Source organism: Empedobacter sp. R750 (assembly GCF_030324345.1).
GTDB classification, from domain to species: Bacteria; Bacteroidota; Bacteroidia; order Flavobacteriales; family Weeksellaceae; genus Empedobacter; species Empedobacter falsenii_C.
On record NZ_JACAGF010000004.1, the window covers coordinates 1 to 7,115 of the forward strand.

6 protein-coding genes are annotated in these 7,115 nt (G+C 31.0%); 2 read left to right on the forward strand and 4 right to left on the reverse strand.

Annotated features, from left to right (window positions below; all coding sequences use genetic code 11):
- Nucleotides 1-804 precede the first annotated feature (804 nt).
- Nucleotides 805-1,683, forward strand: coding sequence for an IS982 family transposase (locus HXZ74_RS05520; RefSeq protein WP_286474220.1), 879 nt, complete (start codon nt 805-807; stop codon nt 1,681-1,683).
- Nucleotides 1,684-1,829: 146 nt separating this feature from the next.
- Here HXZ74_RS05520 and HXZ74_RS05525 read toward each other — a convergent pair whose 3' ends face one another.
- From HXZ74_RS05525 to HXZ74_RS05535, 3 genes are read right to left on the reverse strand one after another with little or no spacing between them, the layout of a single operon-like run.
- Nucleotides 1,830-2,573, reverse strand: a complete 744-nt coding sequence (locus tag HXZ74_RS05525) for a hypothetical protein (RefSeq protein WP_286474223.1) — start codon at nt 2,571-2,573, stop codon at nt 1,830-1,832.
- A gap of 13 nt (nt 2,574-2,586) precedes the next feature.
- Nucleotides 2,587-3,423 (reverse strand): hypothetical protein, encoded by an 837-nt coding sequence (locus tag HXZ74_RS05530; protein ID WP_286474225.1) that lies wholly within the window; start codon nt 3,421-3,423, stop codon nt 2,587-2,589.
- A 6-nt stretch (nt 3,424-3,429) separates the two neighbouring features.
- Nucleotides 3,430-4,209 carry a hypothetical protein gene (locus HXZ74_RS05535; RefSeq protein ID WP_286474228.1) on the reverse strand — a complete coding sequence of 260 codons (780 nt, stop codon included), beginning with the start codon at nt 4,207-4,209 and terminating at the stop codon, nt 3,430-3,432.
- A gap of 599 nt (nt 4,210-4,808) precedes the next feature.
- Here HXZ74_RS05535 and HXZ74_RS05540 point away from each other — a divergent pair.
- Nucleotides 4,809-6,101 (forward strand): serine hydrolase domain-containing protein, encoded by a 1,293-nt coding sequence (locus HXZ74_RS05540; RefSeq protein WP_114999787.1) that lies wholly within the window; start codon nt 4,809-4,811, stop codon nt 6,099-6,101.
- 52 nt (nt 6,102-6,153) lie between these two features.
- On the opposite strand, the gene HXZ74_RS05545 is transcribed toward HXZ74_RS05540, so the two are convergent.
- Nucleotides 6,154-6,975, reverse strand: a complete 822-nt coding sequence (locus tag HXZ74_RS05545; RefSeq protein ID WP_286474231.1) for a hypothetical protein — start codon at nt 6,973-6,975, stop codon at nt 6,154-6,156.
- Nucleotides 6,976-7,115: the final 140 nt, after the last annotated feature.

Sequence of the window (7,115 nt, forward strand, 5' to 3'; positions counted from 1 at the left end):
ATTATTCAAGGATTGACTTCGTTTTATTCGGCTATTTTTTCTTCTGTATATTTTATAATTTCAAATGAACTTCTCATCTTAGCAAACCCTCTCGGTATTTGCGGTTGCAAAGGTAATACTTATTTTTTTAACTAACAAAATTTATTTTGATAAATTTTAAAGTTTTTATTTCAATAAGTCAATTCTTACTTTCACTCCAAAAACCCCTTTCGGAATCGGATGGCAAAGATAATACTTATTTAGATTCTCGCAAATTTATTTTTAAATAATTTTTGTCGCTATATAAGTCCTTATGTCAACTACAATACTACTCGTCTTTCGTATTGGGATTGCAAATATACGGCTGGATTATTCGTTTTTCCAAACATACTTTACTTTTATTTTACATTCTTTCCTTAAGTTATTGGTACAATGGAAAATATTTTTTGAGAATTTTAGATTTGAGATGTGAGATATTAGATTTTTGACGAGAAAAGCTCTTTTTAAAAACAAAATTATAACGGGATAGATTTCTCGACAAGCTCGAAACGACAAGAAAATTAAACTTGTTAATTACTCAAGAATACCTTTTAACTTCATAAAATGATTAGACGTTTTTCTTTTCTTTTGTTCAAGAAAAGAAAAATGGATACTTTGTGGTTAACTACTCGGGAGAAATTCCGCTTTCGCGGAATTAGTTTTAAATAAAAAAGAGAATCTAAAAAAAGATTCTCTTAACCCGTAGTGCATTTGTATTAGCTTGTATATAAAAGTTGTACAAGCTACTAAAAAGCAGTAAATTGTAGTTACTACACACACAATTCAATGCACAACTTTAAAGCAAATTACGATAAAATTTTAGAAGTATTAAAGAGTTTAGATCTTGAAAGTGAGAATTTTTTATTTCAGATACGAAAGCCCAGGTTATCTGACTTGGAAATAGTTGCCCTAAATCTGACTTCAGAATACATGAGTATTGATAGTGAATATCAACTTTTTAGAATATTACCTTCTGATATTAAGTCACTTATAGAACGTAGTGATTATAATAGACGAAAAAGAAGATTATTTATACATATGGAACGGATTCGAAAACTGTTAGCAGAAAAATTTAATGGTTCTGAAAAGTATTTTATTGTGGATAGCATGCCTTTAGAAGTTTGCAAATTATCAAGAAGCTCACGTAGTAAAATATGCAGAGAAACCGATTATGCAATTCCAAATAAAGGTTATTGTGCTTCACAGAAAATGCATTATTATGGGTATAAACTTCATGCGGTTTGCTCAGCGGAAGGTGTCTTTCAAAGTTTGGATATTAGTCCAGCTTCAGTGCATGACATTCATTATCTGAAAGATATAAAACAGCAGTTTAAAAATTGTACGCTCTTAGCTGATAAAGGATATTTATCCGCAGAATACCAATTGGATTTGTTTACATCGCACAATATAAAGCTGGAAGTTCCTATGAGAACAAATCAAAAAAACTATAAAGATCAGCCTTTTGTAATACGCAAATACAGAAAAAGGATAGAAACGTTATTCTCTCAACTCTGTGACCAGTTCATGATTAGACGTAATTATGCTAAAAGCTTTTTAGGCTTTAAAACAAGGATACTATCTAAAATACTCACGCTTACTATTATTCAAACAATAAACAGAAACCAAAATAGAAATATTAACAACTTAAAAATTAATATTATCTAAATGCACTACGGGTTAATGTATTATTCTCTAATAAAGCAATACTAATGATTCAAGATTCATTTTCATAAAAAAAACACTTCTAAAAAATCTAGAAGTGTTTTAAAATAATAGCTGAATAAAAATAAAATTTCATTAAATATTTTAAATTATGGCTTTTCTAAAACTAAAATAACCGAAGAAGTCTTTGCCATTACGTTATTTAGATTAGTAGTGATAATAGGTTTACCTATATTTAGGGTAGTACCTGTTGGTATATTTCTCTCAGCACATGCAAATTTTATAGTATGCTCTCCAAGTGCCATATTTGAAAGCGTCGCATTCAAATTCAATGTTCTATAATTACCTACTCCCGCATTTACAGTACCCAATCGAACAAAATCTAATTTATCATCTAAATATATTCCACAGGCAAAACTACTGTTCTGATCACTTGTTTGTACCAATGTTTGCACAGAAATCGTAACTAAGTTTACTGATTTTGATATTTTAATTTTCTGATTTAAATCCGAAAGCTCTTTCCAATGTGAAGCCATTGCTTGTCCTTTAGTATATGGTACAGCAAGGGTACTTGAACTACTTGTTCCCGGAAAACTTACACCATTAAAGGTTGAATTAACATAAGATCCGGTCAAAACCATTCCTTCCAAAAAACCCTCAGGTAAATCAAAATTCTTCCAGAAATTGTTATTTAAGGCATTTCCTGAAATTAAATCGCCTTGTTTACCAGCAGCACCAATTTTTGCATCTGTTCCGTTGAGTCTGATTTCTTTGGATACATTAGTTGTTCCATTTATATCCAAATCAGTATGAGGTATAGTCGTCCCAACTCCTATTTGGGAAAATAAATTTGGACTAATTGCTACTAAAAAGATAAATATCTTATTTTTCATAATGGGTTAATTGTTAGTTATAAACAGGTTCATTATTATTAGGATCTGGTATTTCTAATACTTCTACTCTTAAAGTTGACTGCGCCATAAAATCGTTAATATTTGAACGAACGGCTTTTCCAACTCCAAAAGTACTTGTTGTAGTATTTGTGAATCCTCCTATAGAGGCTCTTCTTCTACAAGCAACTTTTGCCGTATATTCTTTTTTAGCAAGGTTCTCAGCTGAACCAAGTAAAGTAAATGTATAAAAAGGACCTACAGAAGCAGTAGGTTGATTTAATGTAAATGTTCTTACTCCTTTTAATTGATCATCCACAAATACTCCGCACGCAAAATCAACACCTTGATCGATTGCATTAGAGTTAATATGAACCACCGTTTCAAAAACCAACCCGATTTTATTCACAGAATTGTTTACTTTAAATGTTTTTGTTAATCCATCAATTACTCCACTACTATTCGCAGAATTTCCTAAAAAATTAGACAAAGTCATATTTTTTGTATACTGTGTTCTACTCTCTGTACTATTATAATTAAATATCAAACCAACATCAGTACTAGATGCCTCATAGTTTATAAGATAATATGTTTCAGGTTTAAATTCAGGTCGTCTCAAAACTTTCCACGCCGGAGATTGGTTCGTTCCTTGAGATACTAAAACCGATCCTACTTCTCCTAATTTTCCAATAGTAGTTTCATCTCCTCCTAAATAGATTTTACTTCTAATCCCTAAATCTCCCTGAACATCTAAAGTCGTTCTTGGTGTATTGGTATTGACACCTACTTGAGCAAATAAAGAAGAACTAATAAATACTAGATTTATTAGTAATATTTTATTGAATATTTTCATACTTGATTATCTTGTTATTTTTACTAATTCGCTCACATCAAATTTCAATACAGATTGTAACATAAAATTATTTGTTACTGCTGAAGCATTCAATGCGCGCCCTATTACTAAATTTACATTCGCACCTGTTGTAGTAATTCTTCTGCAACCTATCTTCAGTGTATGCTCTCCTTTAGTTACATCATTTACCGTATAATTTAATGTATAAATAGATTGATTACTGGCTCCTTTACCAGGAATTCCGTCAATTTGATCCGCTCTTAATGCGACCAAAACATTATCAATAAAAATACCACACATAAATTTTATGTTTTGATTTGTAGCATTTCCTGTATTCCCAGATTCAATACCGGTCTGAAACATGATGTTGATTTTATTTTTTGGATCGTCTACAGTAAATTTTGTGCTTAAATCAGGTGATAATTCTTTCCACTTAGATGAAGTTGAGACTAATAGTTCTCCTAAAGAACTGGTCAAGATACCATCGTTGCTATTAATATCAAATAACAACCCATTCTCACTTGTATTGATAAAGCTACTCGTGGTTCTATATTCCCCATTTTCATAAAATCCCACTTTGGCATTCTTCCATAATGGAGCACTCCCATCCCCTTGAGAAACAAGGATGTCATTGTAATTTCCGGTATTACCATCAGTAGTTTTTGAGCCTCCTACCTTAAGTTCTTTTCTAAGCATAATATTTCCATTAACATCAAGAGATGACTGTGGCACCTCTGTACCTATTCCTATTTGAGCAGATACAAGTTTGGACAGAAATAAAAACAAAGAAAAAGCTTTTGTTTTTTCATATTTAAATTTTAATTGGTTGATAACTACCTTAATAAAAGGTTTAGCAAAAGTAGAATTGTATATTTACACATAAAATGATAACCATCATATTAAAATATATTTAACATGTTAAAATATAAAGTGCATATCTATGAATATCAGAACTTAACATTATTATCTATTCAAATAAACAATTGATATTTAGCATTATTGACTCGATTTTAGCTTGTAAAGCTAAGTATAGAAAAAGAATGAAGAAAAACGGCATTAAAACTCTCTCGTAAAAAAAAGGTTTGAATGATTTTAGCTCGTTTAAGTAATAAGCAGTAAACTAAAAGTGAAAATAAGAGAAAGAAAATAAATAAAACTTTTTATACAAACATTTTAATTTTTACTACAGAAATGATTAGACGATGATGATTTGCTGATTAAAACAAAGCAACAGCAGGTACTTTGTGGTTAACGACTCGGGAGGAATTTCGCGAAAGCGGAATTATTAGTATACGTTAAAATAAAAAAGTTTAAAATGGTTTTCGTAAATTTGAGAAGCAAGCTTCTCCTCTACTTCATTTATCAACCAAATAGATAGTACAACTATGAAAAAAATATTAGTTTGTTTAATTTTAGTGATGACGCAAATGAGTTATGGACAACAATTTTTGACTGCAGAACAATCGGATCCAAAGAATTTTAATTGGATAAAAGGGTTTCCACCTGCAAAAGAAGATATTTTGTCCGCTATAGATGGTAGCTTTTTTAACTTTCCAGCTTTACGATATAGCGTTTGTCATATGCGCGAATTTTTCCCAACTGTAAATGTCGCTTCGGCACAAGAAAACAGATATACTTGGAAAACTAAATTGGATCAATCCATTGATAATGTGACTTTCACTCCTTTAGAAAGTAAAAAAACTATGACATGGAAAGAATCTTTGCAAAAAAATTATACCGATGGAATTATTGTTTTACACAAAGGTGCTATTGTTTATGAGAATTACTTTGGAGAACTAAACAAAAATGGAACTCATGCCTTGATGTCTGTGAGTAAAACCTTGACAGGAACTTTAGGCGGAATGTTAGTTGCCGAAGGTATTCTAGATGAGAATAAAAAATGTAGTGATTATATTCCTGAATTGAAAACCTCAGCTTTTGGTGATGCTACGATTCGTCAAGTTTTGGATATGACAACTGCTTTGCAATATAGTGAAGATTACAGCGATCCGAATGCTGAAGTGTGGGCTTTTTCGGCTGCTGGAAATCCTTTTCCTAAACCTGCTAATTATAATGGACCTACAAATTATTATGATTATTTGAAAACAGTCAAGAAAAATGGTAAACATGGTGAAGCTTTTGGTTATAAAACGGTGAATACTGATGTGATGGGTTGGATTATTACAAAAGTATTGAATAAACCTTTGGCTCAAATTCTATCTGAAAAATTTTGGGAACCATTGGGAACAAACTTTGATGGATATTACCAGATTGATGGTGCTGGAATTGCTTTTGCAGGAGGTGGTTTTAATGCAAACCTTCGAGATTTAGCGATGTTTGGAGAAATGATAAGAAACAATGGTTACTTTAATAATCATCAAATTTTGCCTAAAAAATTGGTTGAGGAAATCAAAAAAGGAGGAAATCAAAAAGCTTTTGAAAAGGCAAATTATAAACTTCTAAAAGGCTGGAGCTACAAAGATATGTGGTGGGTAACGAATAATGAGCATCAAGCATTTATGGCGCGTGGCGTTCATGGTCAAGCGATTTATGTTGATCCAAAAGCGGAAATGGTTATTGTGCGATTTGCTTCCAATCCGGTTGCATCGAATAGTGCGAACGACCCGTATTCGTTACCAGCTTATCATGCTGTTGCAAAATATTTATTGACTAAATAACAAAAAGCTCAACTAATGTTGAGCTTTTATTTTATATGATAATTTGTTCGAATTAATCTTCTGATTCTTCTACTTCCGATTGTAAGCCTTCTCCAAATTCACTTAAAGCTGAATTTAATGAAATCTCTGTACAATACTTAGATCCTAAATCTAATCCTTTTTGTAAAAACTCTTCCGCTTTTTCCTTTTCTCCTGTAAAATAGTAATACGTATAAAATAATCCGTATCCATCTGGATTTCCTAAATCAATCACACGTTGTGCTAATTGCTCTAACTCTTTATTTGGTTTAAGTTTTATTTCGTCCGCAGCATTCAAGGTTTCGAAAACACCACCAGATTGTTCAGCAAATTTATAAGCAAAAACTACTTTACAACTTTCATCAAAACCTTCTTTACATAGTTTTGCATTTGCAGTTTCATTTTCTTTTAATTTTTGATTCAAACTATTTTCATCTAAATCAAAAAGAAAAGAAGCATTATTTTTAAAATTGATATCATAATTCTGAGCCATCCAATTTGCACGTTGCGCTAATTTTGGATTTGATTGAGCTTTATTTTCGAAAGATTTCAAATTTGATTTATATACTTTTTTATCTACCCAATCTGAAATTCCTTTTAATTGATTTTTCTCTTTTTTGAAGATAAAAACCGTTTTTTCGACAAATATTATAACCGAATCATTGCGTTCGGTAAATTCGTAACCAACCTCATCAAAATCACCGATTGTCACTCTTCCTTTTCCATCAAATTTCAATGGATTATATAATTCATCTTTTGCTTTTGTTGTAAAAACGCCTTCTAATGTATTGGTCGCTTGTTGGGCAAAAAGTGCTGACACCATAAATAATGTTGTCAATAAAAATAGTTTTTTCATTTTTTTAGAAAGTCTCAATTAATATTAGCCAAAATTAAACGTTTTAGTTCGTCTAAAACTCACTAGAAATAGTTAAAAAATAAATTTCTTTGTAATCAACCGAAAACTCAGGTAAGGTAAAACATATCTGTTTGTAATCA